At 72.4% G+C, this 15031-nt stretch carries 11 protein-coding genes; 7 read left to right on the top strand and 4 right to left on the bottom strand.

Annotated features, from left to right (window positions below; translation table 11 throughout):
* Positions 1–5 precede the first annotated feature (5 nt).
* Positions 6–983, bottom strand: a complete 978-nt coding sequence (locus M1R94_RS08430; protein WP_249381220.1) for a siderophore ABC transporter substrate-binding protein — start codon at positions 981–983, stop codon at positions 6–8.
* A gap of 100 nt (positions 984–1083) precedes the next feature.
* On the opposite strand from M1R94_RS08430, the gene M1R94_RS08425 reads away from it, so the two are divergent.
* From M1R94_RS08425 to M1R94_RS08410, 4 genes are all read left to right on the top strand, one after another.
* Positions 1084–1926 (top strand): siderophore-interacting protein, encoded by an 843-nt coding sequence (locus M1R94_RS08425; RefSeq protein WP_249381219.1) that lies wholly within the window; start codon positions 1084–1086, stop codon positions 1924–1926.
* 75 nt (positions 1927–2001) lie between these two features.
* Positions 2002–2631, top strand: a complete 630-nt coding sequence (locus tag M1R94_RS08420; RefSeq protein WP_249381218.1) for a class I SAM-dependent methyltransferase — start codon at positions 2002–2004, stop codon at positions 2629–2631.
* 101 nt (positions 2632–2732) lie between these two features.
* The gene (locus M1R94_RS08415; protein WP_249381217.1) at positions 2733–5207 is read left to right on the top strand and encodes a glycosyltransferase family 2 protein; all 2475 of its coding nucleotides are present in this window, start codon (positions 2733–2735) and stop codon (positions 5205–5207) included.
* 76 nt (positions 5208–5283) lie between these two features.
* Positions 5284–6840, top strand: a complete 1557-nt coding sequence (locus tag M1R94_RS08410; protein ID WP_249381216.1) for a chitinase — start codon at positions 5284–5286, stop codon at positions 6838–6840.
* Here the strand turns inward: M1R94_RS08410 and M1R94_RS08405 are convergent.
* On the bottom strand, positions 6808–7509 hold the full coding sequence (locus M1R94_RS08405; RefSeq protein ID WP_249381215.1) for a DnaJ-like cysteine-rich domain-containing protein: 702 nt from the start codon (positions 7507–7509) through the stop codon (positions 6808–6810). The genes M1R94_RS08410 and M1R94_RS08405 overlap by 33 nt on opposite strands.
* 78 nt (positions 7510–7587) lie before the next feature.
* On the opposite strand from M1R94_RS08405, the gene M1R94_RS08400 reads away from it, so the two are divergent.
* The 3 genes from M1R94_RS08400 (at position 7588) to M1R94_RS08390 (ending at position 11880) form a co-directional block, all read left to right on the top strand.
* On the top strand, positions 7588–10689 hold the full coding sequence (locus tag M1R94_RS08400; RefSeq protein WP_249381214.1) for a tetratricopeptide repeat protein: 3102 nt from the start codon (positions 7588–7590) through the stop codon (positions 10687–10689).
* A gap of 94 nt (positions 10690–10783) precedes the next feature.
* Positions 10784–11404, top strand: coding sequence for an L-threonylcarbamoyladenylate synthase (locus M1R94_RS08395; RefSeq protein ID WP_249381213.1), 621 nt, complete (start codon positions 10784–10786; stop codon positions 11402–11404).
* Between the two features lie 38 nt (positions 11405–11442).
* Entirely contained in the window at positions 11443–11880 is a 438-nt protein-coding gene (locus tag M1R94_RS08390; RefSeq protein ID WP_249381212.1) for a nitroreductase family deazaflavin-dependent oxidoreductase, read from the top strand.
* Here the strand turns inward: M1R94_RS08390 and M1R94_RS08385 are convergent.
* Both M1R94_RS08385 and M1R94_RS08380 read right to left on the bottom strand, forming a co-directional pair.
* Positions 11864–14077 (bottom strand): EAL domain-containing protein, encoded by a 2214-nt coding sequence (locus M1R94_RS08385; protein WP_249381211.1) that lies wholly within the window; start codon positions 14075–14077, stop codon positions 11864–11866. The genes M1R94_RS08390 and M1R94_RS08385 overlap by 17 nt on opposite strands.
* Positions 14078–14114: 37 nt before the next feature.
* Entirely contained in the window at positions 14115–14840 is a 726-nt protein-coding gene (locus tag M1R94_RS08380; protein WP_249381210.1) for a DUF6318 family protein, read from the bottom strand.
* Positions 14841–15031: the final 191 nt, after the last annotated feature.

Below are 15031 nucleotides of genomic sequence, written 5' to 3'. Positions count from 1 at the left end.
GCGGGTCAGCGCCCGCCGAGCGCGTCGGTCACCGACGCGACGATGCGGGACAGGGTGCCCAGGCCGCCGTTGATGATGTACCAGTCGACCGGGTCGGCGTAGTAGAGCTGGTCGTCCTGCCAGGCGGTGGTCTGGGCGACGAGCTCGTTGTCCAGGACCTGGGCCGCTGCGGCACCGCTCTCGCCGATGGCCGCGTCGCGGTCGACGACGACGAACCAGTCGGGGTTGGTCTCGGCGAGGAACTCGAAGCTCACGGCCTCACCGTGGGTCGCCTCCTCGACGTCCTCGACGGCCGGGGTGAGCCCGAGCTCGTCGTGGACGAAGCCGAACCGTGAGCCCGGGCCGTAGGCGGTGACCTCGCCGCCTGCGGTCATCACGATCAGCCCGGTTCCGGCCTCGGCCGTCACCTCGCGTGCGGCCCGGATGTCGGTGTCGAGCTGGTCGACGAGCGCGGCGACGTCCTCCTCGAGGTCGAAGATCTGGCCCAGGACCTCGGCGTTGGTCTCGATGCTGCCGCGGAAGTCGGCCCAGTCGTTGCTCAGGTCGATGGTGGGGGCGATCTTGGTGAGCTCGGGGAGCGCCTCGGCCGAGCGTCCGGCGACGATGATCAGGTCGGGCTCGGCGGCGTTGACGGCCTCGTAGTCGGGCTCGAACAGGGTGCCGATGTCGAGGTACTCGTCGGTGTCGTAGGCCGCGAGCGCCCCGGGCAGGTTGGACTTGGGCACCCCTGCGACGTCGACCCCGAGTGTGGCGAGCGTGTCGAGGCTGGCCAGGTCGAAGGTCAGCACGACCTGGGGGGTCAACGGGACCGTTGTCTCGCCCTGCGCGTGGGTGACGGTGACCTCGCTCGGGGCGAGGGTTGCGCCTGACTCGGGGGCCGGCGTCTGCTCGGTGGGCGCCTCTGCTGTGGCGCAGGCGGTCAGGGCTGCGAGCAGGACGGTGGCGGTGGCGGCTGCCGTGGTGCGGCGCCAGGGGGAGGTCATGGGTCTCCGATCGGTTCAGGGCCAGCAAGAGATCCGTAGGTTAGCCTATCCTTACCTACTTCAGGCCACCGCGGTCTGCACCCGCCTCGGACGGAGTCCCATGCCCCAGCCCGCAGCCCCGGCACCTGCGACCCCCGCAGCACCCGCGACCCTTCGTCGTGTCTCCCACGAGCTCGTCGCCCGCTCGCTCACCGTGCACCGCGTCGAGGACCTCACCCCGAGCCTGCGACGCGTCGTCCTCGGCGGGCCCGACCTCGCCGGGTTCGACGCGCCGGGACCGGCTGACCACGTCAAGGTCTTCTTCCCCCACGACCCGCACGGTGAGCCGAGGCTCCCCGTCGTCGACGGCGGACGGTGGGTCAACCACGACGACCCGGCCCTGCTCTACCGCGACTACACCGTGCGGGGTCACGTCGAGCCCGGCGCGCTGGTCATCGACATGGTGCTGCACCCCCACGGCCCGGCCGGTCGATGGGCGGCGGGGGCCCGTCCCGGCCAGCGGCTCGGCGTGCTCGGCCCGAGGGGCTCGGCCCTGCCTCCCCTGGACCGCGCCTGGTACCTGCTTGCCGCCGACGAGACCGGCCTGCCCGCTCTGGCGAACTGGCTCGACCTCCTCCCGGCGTCGACCACCGCCCACGCGTTCGTCGAGGTCGGCGGGCCCGGCGACGAGATCGACCTGCGGTCCGATGCCCGGACCGAGGTCACCTGGCTGTACCGGCGTGACGCGCCGGCCGGGACCGTGACCCTCCTGGCCGACGCCGTCGCCACCCTGACCTTGCCGACCGGACCTGGCTGGGCGTGGGCCGGTGCCGAGGCTGCGACCGTTCGCGCCATCCGGCGGACGCTGCGCGACGAGCGCGGGATGGACCGCGACAGCGTCCAGATGACGGGGTACTGGAGGGTGGGCGAGGCAAACTTCGACCACCATTCGCCCGACGCCTGAGCGCGCCGTCCGCCGGGAGCCCCCTGCCGGTGGGCCGGCTGTCCCGGCCGTCCCGGCGCGCAGTAGCGTCGGGGCATGCGAGCGATCACGAAGTGGGAAGCCAAGACGCAGTCGAACCCCGGGCACTCCCACTGGTACGTCGAGCGCTTCCGCGCCATGGCGGCCGACGGCGCGGACCTCGCGGGCGAAGCACGGATGATCGACGCGATGCTCCCGCGCGGCTCGCGGGTGCTCGATGCGGGATGCGGGCCCGGGCGGGTCGGCGGGGAGCTCGCCGCGCGCGGGCACGCCGTGGTGGGGGTCGACGTCGACCCGGTGCTCGTCGAGGCCGCGCGTCAGGACCATCCAGCGGGCGACTGGCACGTGGGCGACCTCGCCGAGCTCGACCTCCCCGCCGCCGGGGTGGTCGAGCCGTTCGACGCGATCGTGTGCGCGGGCAACGTCCTGACCTTCCTGGCTGCCGGCACCGAGGTCGAGGTGCTGCGGCGCCTGGCAGCGCACCTGGCGGAGGACGGACGGCTCGTGGTCGGGTTCGGCGCGGGCCGTGGCTACGACTTCGACGCCTTCTTCGCCGACGTGGTGACCGCAGGTCTGCACCTCGAGATCGCCCTGTCGACGTGGGACCTGCGACCGTTCACCGGGAGCCAGGACTTCCTCGTCGCGGTGCTGGCACGGGGCAGGCCGGCCACGGGCTCGACCGACTGATCTTCACCCGGTCGACCCGGCCTTTCACCCGACAAACAGGTCAAGTTCCCCCGGAACCCCCGTCGATGGTTCAACCATCAACGAACGATGAGGGGTGACGGGTGAAGGTCGACCACCGCGACGGTGACGAGGTTCAGGTCTCGGACCACACCGGACCAGCGACAGCAGTGCTCGAAGGCGGTACCCAGGGCACCTCGCTGCCCACGCAGGCCGGGCTCGACGCGACCGGCCCGGGACACCGCACGCCCCCGACCTCGGCCACCGAACCTGCGTCACCGGGCAAGCGCCCACGACGGCAGTGGGGCGCCGAGCGCCCCCGCCCCCCGCTTCCCGTGATGGACCAGCCGGCGAGCCAGCTCGCGACCTGGATGGGTGGGCTCGCGATCACCGCCACCGTCGCGGCATGGATCGCCTACATCGCTCGGACCGTGGTCTCGGAGTTCATCGACAACGGGATCCACGACAGCCGGTTCGTCGCGCAGACCATCGCCTACGTCGTGGTCATGACCTTCCTGACCTTCTCCGCCCTGATGTACCTGCTCGCCCGGCAGGGGGCGTTGTACCGGTCCCGCGGGCACGTGCGGGTGCCCCGGGCCGAGATCGACGCGTTCCTCACCGACTCCCGCCCCAGCCTGACCGTCCTCGTGCCGTCCTACTGCGAGGAGCCGGCCGTCGTCCGCGCGACGCTGCTCTCCGCCGCGCTGCAGGAGTACCCCGGCATGCGCATCGTGCTGCTGCTCGACGACCCGCCGAACCCGACCGACCCGGCCGCCGCGGAGAGCCTCGCCGGCTGCCGGGCGCTGCCCGCCGAGACCATGGCGCTGATGAGCGGCCCCTACGAGCGGTTCTCGGCCTCGCTCATCGTGCACGAGGCCGCGGCACTGGCCGGCGGGCCCAGCACGAACGACGCCCTGCGTTCGCTGGCCCTGGACTTCGTGTGGGCCGGCCGGTGGCTGCGCGAGCAGGCGGACGGCTACCCGCGTACCTCGGGCGCCGAGGACTTCCTCGCCGAGGAGGTGCTCGGCGGGCTCGCGGGCGACTTCGAGATCACCGCCAAGGCGCTGTTCGCGGCACTCGACGAGAAGGCGCAGGTCCCCGCCGAACGCCTCAGCCAGCTGTGCCGTCGACTCGTCTGGACGTTCCAGGCCGAGATCTCGTCCTTCGAGCGCAAGACCTACGCGCACCTGCCCCACGACGCCAACAAGGCGATGAACCTCAACGCCTACATCGGCCTGATGGGGCGCACCGTCCGCCAGATCGAGACCCGCAAGGGCCTCGTGCTGCGCGACACCGAGGACCCCGACGGCATCCTCATCCCGGACAGCGACTACCTGCTGACCCTCGACGCGGACAGCGTGCTGCTGCGCGAGTACTGCCTGCGCCTGGTGCACCACCTCGAGCTGCCCGGCAACGAACGCATCGCGGTGACCCAGACCCCGTACGCGGCCTTCCGGGGCGCGAGCACCCGTCTCGAGCGCATCGCCGGGGCCACCACCGACATCCAGCACATCCTGCACCAGGGACTCACCTACTTCGGGGCGACGTTCTGGGTGGGTGCCAACGCGGTGATCCGCAAGATCGCCCTGGACGACATCGTCGAGGTCTCCTTCGTCGGCGGCCAGGAGGTCCGGCGGTACGTCCAGGACCGCACGGTCATCGAGGACACCGAGTCGAGCATCGACCTCATCGCCCACGGGTGGACGCTGTTCAACTACCCCGAGCGGCTGAGCTACAGCGCGACCCCACCGGACTTCGGCTCGCTCGTGGTGCAGCGCGCACGGTGGGCCAACGGCGGGCTGCTGATCGCCCCCAAGTTCTGGCGCTACGCCCGCGCGCAGCGACGCAGCGGCACCCGTGTCCGCCGCGCGGCCGTCGCGCTGCGCCTCAACTACATGGCCTCGATCTGCTGGGCCAGCGTCGGGCTGGTCTTCCTGCTGGTCTTCCCCTTCGACGACCAGCTGCTCAGCCCGATCATCCTGGCCGCGGCCCTGCCCTACTTCCTGGCGATGAGCTCGGACTTCAAGAAGCTCGGCTACAAGCGCACCGACGTGTTCCGCGTCTACGCGTTCAACCTGGTGCTCCTGCCGGTGAACCTCGCCGGGACCCTGAAGTCCCTGCAGCAGGCCGCCGCCAAGTCCAAGATCGCCTTCGCCCGGACGCCCAAGGTCAAGGACCGGACGGCCGCCCCGGCCCTGTACGTGCTGGCCGCGTACCTGATCGCCGGCTTCTCCTTCTACACGCTGTTCAACGACATCCTGGTCCAGAACTGGACCAACGGTGCCTTCGCCGCGGTCAACGGGACGCTCACCTGCTACGCCATCGCGGCGTTCATCGGGATCCGCAACTCGATCGTCGACGTGCTGCTCGGGTTCGTGCGGTGGATCCAGGTCCCCGCGAAGGCCCCCGACCGTGGCCGCCGAGATAAGGCCGGCTCGCCCCCGCCCGAGCCCGACTGGGAGTCGGTGCTGTACTTCGGGCCCGACCACCAGGGCACCGTCGAAGGCCGCTCGACCGTGACCGTCACCGACGTCCCGCTGCCACGACGCGGAGACACCCGCGCACGTCAGCGGACCTGACCATGACCGGCACCCGCGCCGACCACCCGGCCCGTACCGGGACGACCGCCCCCTCCACCAGGACCAGGACACCCCGATGACCACCGCTCTCGACGCACCCCGCCCGCCCCGGATGCGGATCTCGCTCCTGCGGGTCGGCGTGGTGCTGCTCTGCGCCTCCGCCGTCGTGTGGGGCGGGTACCGGTCGGTCTCCGAGGCCGTCACGCAGGCCGTGGTCCCCGAGCAGGCGACCTTCGCCGCGTACGTCGACGTCACCGCCTGGCCGCCCTACCCCTTCGAGACCCCCGAGGGCCCGGCCCAGGCGAGCGTCATCCTGTCCTTCGTGGTGGCTGACACCCAGGACCGCTGCACCCCCAGCTGGGGCGGGTACTACACCCTGGACGAGGCCGCGTCGGAGATCGAGCTCGACCGCCGGGTCTCGCAGCTGCGACTCACCGGTGGGGACGCGCGCGTCTCCTTCGGCGGCGCGCTGAACGACGAGCTCGCCACGGTCTGCACCGACCTCGACGACCTGCGCGAGGCGTACGGCGCCGTCGTGGACCGGTACGAGCTGACCAGCATCGACCTGGACATCGAGGGTCCCGCCCTGGACGACACCGCGGCGAACGAGCGACGCGCGCAGGCCGTCAGGGCCCTCCAGGACGACGCGCTCGAGCAGGGCAGCAGCCTCGCGGTGTGGCTGACCCTCCCGGTCGCGCCCACCGGCCTGACCGACCAGGGCGTCGCCGTCCTGGCAGGGATGCTCGCCGCCGGGGTCGACGTCGCGGGCGTCAACGGCATGACGATGGACTTCAACGTGGTCACCACCCCCGACGACCCGCTGGCCGACGTCGTGCTGCAGGCCTCCACCGCGCTCCAGGCCCAGGTGCAGGACGCGTACACCCGCACCGGTCAGCCCCTGGACGACGCCGACGCGTGGGCCAAGGTCGGCATCACCCCGATGATCGGCCAGAGCGACATCGCCGCCGAGCGGTTCACCCTCGCCGACGCCGAGGTCGTCAACGAGTTCGCCCGTGCCCAGGGAGTGGGCCAGGTGTCCATGTGGTCCCTCAACCGGGACTCCACGTGCAGCCACCCGCTGCCCAAGGTGCTGACCGTGGTGCAGACCGGCTGCAGCGGCATCGACCAGGGCGCCGGTCGGTTCGCCGAGGTGCTGGCCGCCGACCTCGCGTCCGCGCAGCGCATCACCGCCCCCTCCCCGACGCCCTCCGAGGACCCGACGCCGGTCCCCGACCGCACCGCCGTGGTGGTCGACGACCCCGAGACCAGCCCGTTCCCGATCTGGGACCCGCTGGGCACCTACCCCGCCGGGACGAAGATCGTGTGGCGCCAGCAGGTCTTCGAGGCCTGGTACTGGACCAGCGGCTTCGCCCCCGACACCCCCGTCAGCAACGCCAAGGACTCCCCGTGGACCCTCATCGGGCCCGTGATGCCCGGTGACACCCCGGCCCCCCTGCCGACCCTGCCCGCGGGCAGCTACCCCGAGTGGGACCCCGAGGAGGTCTACCAGGCGGGCACCCGTGTGCTGCTGGACCAGGTCCCCTACGAGGCCAAGTGGTGGTCCCAGGGGCAGGAGCCCGGGGTCGCGATCGCCGGCGGGTCACCGTGGGTCCTGGTGATGACCGGGGGCTGAGACCTCCCGGCGCCACACCCGGTCGGCGTTCTTCACGAAGCGCCGACCGGTGAACAGGAACCCGACGAGCAGGACGAGGACCGCCACGCCGACGAAGAACCCCCAGTGGGTCAGCCCGGGCGGAGGAATCTCCTGCTCGAGGTCGGCACCTGAGGCGACGGCGTAGACCGTGAGCAGCAAGGGCAGGGCGATCACCAGGATCAGGGCGAACACCCACCCGATCCCGCGTGCCTTCCAGTCCCCGGCCCTGCTGGACGAGGACCGCACCGCACGCCAGTGCACGACGCTCACCGTGATCAGCACGACCACGAGCAGCAGGGCGGTGGCCAGGGTCACGGTGAGCGGCTCGCCCTGACCCCCCGGGGCCGTCACCACCGCCGAGCCGGGAACCGCCTCGAGCAGCGACCGCACGGGTGCGACGAGCACCTTGAACCAGTCGAGGACGATGACCAGGGCGACGAACGGGACGGCGACCAGGGTCAGCAGGAACAGCAGGCCCAGCACGAAGGCCAGACCGCTCGGCGCAGGCCTGCTGCGCGATCCCCCGACACGCCCCCGCGGCACCCACCCCTGCCCGCCGCACACCCCGCACCACGACACGGCATCGGGGTTGCCGAGCATCTTCCCGGTACCGCCGCACGAGCGGCAGGTCAGCGTGTTGTCCGGCACACAGGCTCCTCCCGCGATCCGGACAAACTAGCGCGAACCCGGCATGGCGGTCACTCCCCTGATCCGGTTCAATGACGCATGCCCCCAGCGAAGGACGGTCCGGGCGAGCTGCCGGACCCGAGCCTGACCGCCCTGACCGAACCGGCGTTCGTCGGTGCGGGTCGACGTGCCCTCGTCGAGGGCCTGGTCACCGCCTACGACCAGGTCAATCGTGGGGACGGTCCTGTGTGGATCGCGCTCGAGGCCGCATCCGGCGCGGGCAAGACGCGAGTCGCGCGGGAGATGTACGCACGGCTCGCTGCCGAGCGCCAGCACTCGGGCAGGTACTGGCCGGCCTCGATCCTCGGCTCGGCGGCCGCGTCCGCAGACGTCTCCGCGAGGCGCAAGCAGGTCCATCCGCACGTCGTGCACCGTCCTGGCACGCTGCCGGCGTTCTGGTGGTGGGGCATCGCCGCCTCGATGCGCAACGGCGAGCCGTCGTCAGCCCTCACCGAGGACGTGCGCCAGCTCGAGGCGCACGCGCCCTACCTCGACGACACGTGGCGTCGTCTCGCCACCTGGAGCGAGCGCCACGCGGGGTGGTGGAAGCGACCACTGGGTGACGCGACCGAGGAGGCCGTGACCGAGCTCGCCGGCCGGGCCGTGGAGGCCGCCGCCGGAGTCGCGGTGCCGGGGCTCGGCCTCGCGGTCGGGCTGGTCGAGGCGCTCCGCGCGCAGCGCACCGCCGCCCGGGCACGTGTCGAACGGCTCGCGTCGGCCGGCCCGGTCGCGACCGACGGACTCGACCTGGTCGACCGGACCGTCGAGACGCTCGTCCGGCTCGCCCGGCCGGGGCTCCCCGCCGTGGTGTTCGTCGAGGACGCTCACGACGCCGACCCCGTGCTGGCCGAGCTGCTCGAGCGACTGGTCGCGTCCGACGCCGCGATCCTCGTGCTCACCACGGCGTGGCCGGGCCACGCCCAGGAGAACCCGCACGTCGCCCGGGCGATGGCAGCCCGCCCGGACCGGCTCGTGGTCGTCGACTCCGAGGCGCCGACGCTGCCACCACCGTTCGGTCCCACGGCCTCCCTCGGCCCCCTCACCGACGTCGACCGGGCCAGCATCGTCCGGCACTACTACCCGAGGGTCGAGACGTCGACACTCGAGAGTCTCGTCGCCCGCTACTCCAACCCTCTGGCCCTGGAGCTCTTCTGCCTGCTCGGACGGTACCGCGACCGGTTCCCGGACGGTGATCTCCGACTGCCGGCAGCAGAGGTCGCGCGACTCCCGCAGACCGTCCAGGACCTCTACCGCGACCTGTGGCGTGAGCTGCCCTCGCCGGTCCGGCGCGCGCTGACCCTCGCCAGTCTCGGCATCCCCGCCGCGATCGACCCGGCCGGCTCGACGGACCTCGCCTGGCACCAGCCTCTGCTCCTGCGGACCCTCGCAGGCCTGCGCGTCGCCCCGACCGACGAGGTGGCACGGGCCCTGGAGAGCGCACCGACGACGCGCGCCTGGGCCCGGGTGGTCGACGACGCCCTACGACAGTTCCACGAGGTCGATCAGCTCCGCGTCGCCCACGACGACGACGAGTTCCTCTTCGACTCCGACCGTGAGGAGTTCCACGACGCTCTCGCCGACCATGTCGACGCCGCACTCGCCGAAGGAACCCTGGCGACCACCGAGGAGGTCGTGCACGCGGCCCGGCTCGCCCTCGCGCTCCACGCCCAGGGCCGCGTCGGCACCGACCTCGCGCTGCACGCGACCCACGTCGTCCTGGCAGCACTGGCGGACCAACCACGCGAGCTCAGCACCCGGATCGTCCTCGCCGAGAGAGTGCTCTCGCTCTGCTCCGAGGACTCCCCCAAGGTCCGCTCGGTCCGGTGGCTCTACGCCCAGGCGCTGAGCGACTCGGGGCGGCCGGACCTGGCCATCCACGAGTGGACGACGCTGCGCGCTGCGTTCGACGCGGACGCCGCGGCCCCAGGTACGGACCAGGAGACCGACGACGCGCTCTGGGTGGCCAACAACCTCGCGGCCGACCTGCTCGACGCGGGCCGGCTCGACGAGGCGCTCACCCTCCTCGGCAGGGTGACCGCCGAGCAGTCCGAGCGGTACGGCACCGGTCATCCTCACACGTTGACCGCCCGCGCCAACACCGCGGTGGCGCTGCGGGAGCTCGGCAGGCACGACGACGCGCTCGCCGAGTCGCGGGCCATCCTCGCCGACAGCACGGCGACCCTCGGACCGGACCACGAGCAGACGCTCCTGAGCCGCGGCGCCGTGGTCGACATCCTGAGCACGCTCGGCCGCTTCGACGAGGAGCTGGAGATGGCCGAAGCGCTGGTCGAGGACAGCGACCGGCTGTTCGGCGCGGACTCGGAGCGGTCCCTCCAGGCGCGGACGTACGTGTCCCGTGCCCTGCGCGCCCTCGGCCAGCAGGACCGTGCCGCAGAGCTCGACGCGACGCTGCTCGCCGACCACGAGCGCCTCAACGGCCCGACCCATCCAGCGACCCTCTTCGCCCGGAGCAGCCTTGCCGCCGCCCTGCTCGTCGACGGGCAGTTCGAGCAGGCGGTGAGCAGCTCGGAGAACCTCCTTCGCGACGGGCGACGGGTGCTGGGAGAGCGCCACCCGAAGACCCTCGCGATGGCGACCGACCTGTGCCGCGTCTACCTGGTGGTCGGGCGCACCGAGGACGCGCTCGTCCTGGGGGTGCGGGTCCTCACCGACTGCACCGACGTGCTCGGCAGCGACCACCCCTCCACCCTTGCGATCGAGCGTCTGATCCTGACCCTCGTGCGACACCTCGGTCATCCCGAGGACGTCATCACGCACGGCACCGAGGTGCAGGATGCTCACCTCCGGGTGCTCGGTGCCGGCCACCCCCTCACCCTCACGTGCACGTTCGAGATCGCCGCGGCCTACCGTGCGGTCGGACGCACCGAGGACGCGCTCGCACTCGATCGCGAGGTGCTCGAGGAGCGCTTCCGCATCCTCGGTGACGAGCACCCGGACACCGACGTCAGCAGGTGGGCCCTCGCCGAGGACCTCGTCGGCCTCGGCCGGTTCGCCGAGGCGCACGAGGTCGCCGAGCGGCGGCACAGCCTCCTCGAACGGCGTCTCGGTCCCGACCACCACGAGACGATCAGCGCACTGGACGACGTCGCTCGGATCGAGGCAGCGCTCCGATCGCTCTGACACCTCGTCGGGCTGCACGGCGTTCGCCGTCCGGCGCCTGGCGGCCGGCCGCACCCCATGGCCCGGCGTGCCCCGACCGGCCTACGCTCGGGGCATGGCGAGATACTTCGACGTCCACCCGCAGGACCCGCAGCCGCGCAGCATCGGGCAGGTCGCCGCGCTCCTGCGTCAGGACGCGCTCATCGCGTACCCCACGGACTCCTGCTACGCGTTCGGCTGCGCGATGGACAGCCCCATGGGGGCCGACCGGATCCGGGCGGTCCGTCGGCTCGACGACAAGCACCACTTCACGCTCGTCTGCGCGGACTTCGGCCAGCTCGGCCAGTTCGTCCAGCTCGACAACGCGGCGTTCCGGGCGATCAAGGCCTCGACCCCCGGCGCGTACACGTTCATCCTCCCCGCGACCAAAGAGGTGCCGCGGCGGCTCGCGCACGCCAAGAAGCGCACCGTCGGGGTGCGCATCCCCGCCCACCCGGTGGCCCAGGCGCTGGTCCGCGAGCTGGGTGAGCCCCTGCTGTCAAGCACCCTGCTGCTGCCCGACCGGGCCGAGCCGATGACCCAGGGGTGGGAGATCAAGGAGGAGCTCGACCACGTGGTCGACGCGGTGGTCGACGCCGGAGACTGCGGCACCGAGCCGACGACGGTCGTGGACTGGTCGGCCGGGTTCCCCGAGGTGGTCCGGGTCGGCGCGGGCGACCCGTCGCGGTTCGAGTAGCGAGGAATGCCCACGGCCCGCGGTTGGTTCACTAAGACATGCCTCTGACCGGTGAGTACGCCCCGAGCCCCTCCGACTGGGCCCGTGAGCAGGCCGAGACCTTCGAGCGCACCCGCGGCGCCGAGGCGAACCTGCTGCGCGGCGTCCCGATCATCCTGCTGACCTCCGTGGGGGCCAAGACCGGCAAGCTGCGCAAGACCCCGCTCATGCGCGTCGAGCACGACGGCGAGTACGCGGTGATCGCCTCGAAGGGCGGGGCCCCCGAGCACCCCGTCTGGTACCACAACCTCGTCGCGGACCCCCACGTCGAGCTGCAGGACGGCGCCGTGACGAAGGACTACCTGGCCCGCGAGGCGACCGGCGAGGAGCGCGCCCTGTGGTGGGAGCGCTCGGTGGCCGTGTGGCCCGACTACGCCGACTACCAGGCCAAGACCGACCGGCTCATCCCGGTCTTCGTGCTCACACCGATGGGCTGAGCACGCTCGACCGGACGTCGCCCTGCCGGTCGAAGGTCAGTCCGTCGCCTCCCTGGCGCTTGCGCCGGTACAGCGCGCGGTCGGCGAGGTCCTGCGCGGCCTGCAGCTCTCCCCGCACGGTACGGACGGCTCCGATCGACACGCTGGCCCCGAAGGGCAGGAGGAGGTCGTGGGCCTCGGCCGCCACGGCCGCGAGCTCGTGCGACCACAGGTCGTCGTCGGCGGGACCGTGCAGGGTGAACTCGTCACCACCCAGGCGGTAGACGGACCACCCGGGCCGTGACGAGAAGAGCGCGGCGAGCGCGCACAGCACCTGGTCGCCCACCACGTGACCGCGGGTGTCGTTGACCTGCTTGAAGTGGTCGACGTCGGCCGCGGCCAGCCAGCACGGCTCGAGCGCACCGGTCGGGTCGGTCGCGTCGGCCAGCACCACGTTCCACAGCCCACGGTTGCCGACGCCGGTCAACGCGTCGCGGTGGACCAGCAGCTCGAGCTCGGCGACCCGACGCAGCGAGGCGAGCCTGCTGCCTGCCTGCAGGCACAGCGCCTCCACCGCGTCGATGGTCTCAGCGGCGACGAACGAGGTCGTGGTGCTGGTCAGCGCGAGGACGTCGGTCAGTCGCCAGCCGTCACGGATGGGCACGATCACCACCCCCCGCACACCTCGTCTGGGGAGCACGTGGGTGGGCGGCACGGTGAAGCTCAGATCGGTGCCACCGCTGTAGCAGGACGACAGGTCCGCGACGAGGTCCCGGAACTGCACGACGTCGGCCCGGTCCAGCCCGCCGAGCACGACGGCGCCCTCCCCGACCGTCGCGACCGCGGTGGGCAGGTCCCCGTCGAAGCTCCACACGCAGCCGCTGTCGAAGCCCGTGAGGTCGGTGACCGCGGCGAGCGTGGTCTCGCACAGGTCGACCGCGTTGCCCGCGAGCGCCAGGGACGGGGCCAGGCGGCTCAGGTGATGCAGCGTCGAGCTCGCCGCGCGGGACCGTGCGAGGGTCGTGAGCCGCACGTCGAGGAGGGCCGCGCACTCGCGGACGAGCGCCAGGTGGGCGGGCAGGATCGGCGCCAGCGAGTCGACGTTGAGCACCCCGACGGGGACCCCGTCGACGCGCAGCGGGACGGCGAGCTCGCTCGCGACCCCGGGCACCGCCAACCGGTAGCGCGGGTCGGTGCTCACGTCCTGCACGAGGATCTCGACGCCGTCGGCGAAGGCCGATCCGGTGATCCCCGAACCGGGCTGCAGGCCGTCCATCACCAGCCACTGCCCTCGACGCGACTGGCACCGCAGTGCACCGCCGCGCTCGAGGTAGATGCTCGGCAGCAGCCCGCCGTGCCGTGAGACGTACCGTCCCACGACGTCGCAGGCCTCGGCCGGGTCGCCGGCCGCATCCAGGTCGGCGACCAGGCGCGCGGGGTCGAGGCTGTCCGGGCGTTCGCGTGGTGGGGCGAGCACGGCACGGGCCTCGGTGCTCACCGCGGTCCACGGCGGGGCGGGTCGGGCGAGGAGGAACCCCTGGGCGAGGTCGACCCCGATCGCCTTGAGCGCCTCGAGCTCCGCGGTGGTCTCGACCCCCTCGGCGACGGTCACCGCACCGATGGCCCCCGCGAACGCCTGCAGGGCCTCGACGAGGGCGCGCCGCCGCGGGTCGTCGTGGAGCCCCTGCACCAGCGAGCGGTCGATCTTGACGAAGGACGGGCTGAGCTGGAGCACGTGGGACATCGAGGCGTACCCCGCGCCGACGTCGTCGACCGCGACCAGCGAACCCTGCGACCGCAGCATCTGCAGCGCGTCCAGGAGCGGTCCGTAGTCCTGCACCTCGGCGTGCTCGGTGACCTCCAGGACGTGCCGGGGCAACCGTGCGCACAGCGCGGCGATCCGGGGGTCGAGGGCGACCTCGGGGCTGACGTTCAGGAAGAGCAGCGCGCGGTCGGGCAGGTCGCCGGCGACCAGAGCAGCGCCCAGGCAGGCGAGCTCGACCTCGGTGCGGAGCCCGCGCCGTCCCGCTGCCTCGAGCCACACGGCCGGTGAGACCTCGGGCTGGTCGCGCGCACGGGCCAGCGCCTCGTAGCCGATGATCGCGCCGTCGGCCACCCGCACCACGGGTTGGAAGGCCGCGACGATGGCGCCCGGGCGCAGCAGGGACTCGACCAGTGCGTCGGGGTCGGCGCGCGCCGGGTGCTGAGCGATGTCCACAGGACGTCATCGTCACGCTCGGACCGCAACATGATGATCAACGTGTTAATTCTTCGGTACGGGCCTCTCCACGGAGCATCATCCAGCCGATGTCCGCGTAGGTGACGTCCAGGACGAGGGCACCCGCCTCCGCAGGGATCTCGTCGAGGACCGCGCCACGGCGACCCAGGAGCTGCCCGGCCGTGGTCCGGTACCCGGCCTCGACGGTGAACACCTCCCGCAGCACGTCGCCGTCCTGGACGTCCGCACGGTCCAGGACGACGACCGGACCGATGGTCAGGTCGTAGTCGGTGTACCGGCCGCCGGAGTCGTAGACCTGGGTCACGTCCTCGCGGACGCTCGCGCAGAAGGCGCACGCCTCGCCGCTGACCAGGTTCCACGCGAGCAGGTCGCCCGTGGTCTGGGCGTAGGCGAAGAGCTCGAGGAAGTGCTCGGTGGCTGCGACCGCCCCGGCGCCGTCGGCGTCGTCCATCCCGGTGCTCCACACCGGGGGCCGGCGGAGCACCGCGGGCTCGGAGGGCTCCGCCGCGACGGTCTCGGCGGCCGAGGGCCCGGCCGCCGCGGGCCCGATCCGGGCAGCGGCGAGCGGCCCGGACGACGTCTGCGCACACCCGCCGAGGAGCGCCGCGACGAGCAGCAGGGGCGCCGCCGCCCGGGCCAGGGGCGGTCGCCGGCGAGGAGAGCGGTTGCCGTGCGGTGCGGACCCGAGCCGGGTTCCCGGTCCGATCGCACGCAAAACGACCGATACCGGGCCTGTTGTCATAAAGCGGACCTTAGCAACCATGATCGACGCGCAGGGGCACCAAGGGCCCAAGAGTATCCAGATCGTGACTCAGCGGCGTGACTCGTGTGACAGGCGGGACCCACGCGACGCGCAGACGGTGTCCCGAGGACGCGCAGCGGCTGCACGGGACACAGGCCGCACGGGACGCTGCCCGTGCGGCCTGTGCTGCG

This window comes from Actinotalea alkalitolerans (genome assembly GCF_023369855.1).
In the GTDB taxonomy this organism is placed as follows: domain Bacteria; phylum Actinomycetota; class Actinomycetes; order Actinomycetales; family Cellulomonadaceae; genus Actinotalea.
This window is presented reverse-complemented; position numbering and strand designations above follow the sequence as displayed.

Bases quoted from the DNA above. Each gene is read 5' to 3' on its own strand.
- M1R94_RS08410 (WP_249381216.1), top strand. From the start codon at position 5,284: ATGACCACCGCTCTCGACGCACCCCGCCCGCCCCGGATGCGGATCTCG.
- M1R94_RS08380 (WP_249381210.1), bottom strand. From the start codon at position 14,840: ATGACAACAGGCCCGGTATCGGTCGTTTTGCGTGCGATCGGACCGGGA.
- M1R94_RS08400 (WP_249381214.1), top strand. From the start codon at position 7,588: ATGCCCCCAGCGAAGGACGGTCCGGGCGAGCTGCCGGACCCGAGCCTG.
- M1R94_RS08395 (WP_249381213.1), top strand. From the start codon at position 10,784: ATGGCGAGATACTTCGACGTCCACCCGCAGGACCCGCAGCCGCGCAGC.
- M1R94_RS08390 (WP_249381212.1), top strand. From the start codon at position 11,443: ATGCCTCTGACCGGTGAGTACGCCCCGAGCCCCTCCGACTGGGCCCGT.
- M1R94_RS08430 (WP_249381220.1), bottom strand. From the start codon at position 983: ATGACCTCCCCCTGGCGCCGCACCACGGCAGCCGCCACCGCCACCGTC.
- M1R94_RS08420 (WP_249381218.1), top strand. From the start codon at position 2,002: ATGCGAGCGATCACGAAGTGGGAAGCCAAGACGCAGTCGAACCCCGGG.
- M1R94_RS08425 (WP_249381219.1), top strand. From the start codon at position 1,084: ATGCCCCAGCCCGCAGCCCCGGCACCTGCGACCCCCGCAGCACCCGCG.